The sequence below is a fragment of the Actinotalea ferrariae genome (assembly GCF_019733465.1).
In the GTDB taxonomy this organism is placed as follows: domain Bacteria; phylum Actinomycetota; class Actinomycetes; order Actinomycetales; family Cellulomonadaceae; genus Actinotalea; species Actinotalea ferrariae_A.
Genome location: NZ_JACVQL010000361.1, coordinates 1 through 1,224, shown reverse-complemented (window position 1 = coordinate 1,224; position 1,224 = coordinate 1). Strand labels below are relative to the sequence as shown.

The window sequence follows — 1,224 nt, the reverse complement described above, 5'->3', positions numbered from 1 at the left end:
GCGCTGCTCGGAAGACCGGAAGCAACCGCCGGCAGGCCACCGCGGGCGTCGGCCGCGCCAGTGACGCGGCGGCCGTGCGGCAGTGGGCCCGCGAGCACGGCTATACCATCCCCGACCGCGGCCGCATCCCGGCCGAGGTGCGGGCAGCGTACGAGGCTCGCTAGGAGAGGCCGTCAACCCAGGTTGACATAACGCACCTTATCGGTGTGCGCTGGAGTGCTTCCACGGTCGCGGCCTCAACCGCGCGGACTCGTCGCGACTCGACTCGAGGACGACGACCCGCGCCCGCGCGGGCCGCTGCCGCGGGCGCCCGGCCGCGGACCGGTCTGGTGTGGCCACGCGGGCCACGCGGGCCAGCCAAGCTGCCCTCTCGCGATTCAATAGAGCGTGAGCGACACCTTGCGTGGAGCCGACTTCATCCGGTCGGGCGCAGAGCGTGCCACGCCACAAGGATCGCGAGGGACATCAGAAGTAAGGCAACACGCTGGCGCCTTCGCGAGTCGCCGACGCGGTCACCGTGGGTCCATTTTCCCAAACTGTGCACGCGCTCGGCGGCCAGGGGGGGGGGGGGGGGGGGGGGGGGGGGCGCAGGAGCGCCGAGACCGCACAGATAGCCGCCGCAGACGCCAGCAGAATCGCCAGCCAGTTGGCCGAGAACATCAGAGCGCTCACGCCTCCGACGGCGAAAAGGCACGGCGGTACATACCAGGTCTTCCGGTAGACGAGACGGTAGGCCCGCTTGTCCATGTTATGGAGCGCACCGCCAGCAATGAGTTCCCAAGCCGTCGCAAAGATCCCAACCAGGAGCGGCAGCGTCATATGTGATTCACCAATCGCAGAGTTCTGCGGCCATATCGATAGACCATAGGCCTAATTCCGTTCCTGCTAGCGCGGATCTAGCTGAGGCGCGTGAAGCGTCATCGACGTGTCGGGCGGTTGTTGCGGCCCCTTGGAAGAAGCGCCCGGCGATGCGTCCTACTCCGAATGGAAGGGCGGTGAGGCCAATACTTACGACGCAGTTGGATGCCGGGCCTCCATCGCTGCACTCGTGGGCTGCGCTCACGGCGCCGGCGCCTGTGCTCACGACGTTAGCCGTTGTGGCGATTGCAGTCATCGCGACGAGCGCAGTCCCTCCGGTCGCAACCGTAAGCGTTGCAATCGTCGCCACCGCGGCGACTGTGCCAACGACGAGGGGACTGCTGCAAGGTCGGTTGACACTGGGTG

General features: G+C 67.5%; 1 protein-coding gene. It reads left to right on the top strand.

Annotation, left to right across the window (positions count from 1 at the left end; genetic code table 11):
* A partial coding sequence (locus tag ICW40_RS21780; protein WP_221655689.1) for an Lsr2 family DNA-binding protein occupies positions 1-164 on the top strand: 164 nt, incomplete at its 5' end.
* Between the last annotated feature and the right edge of the window lie 1,060 nt (positions 165-1,224).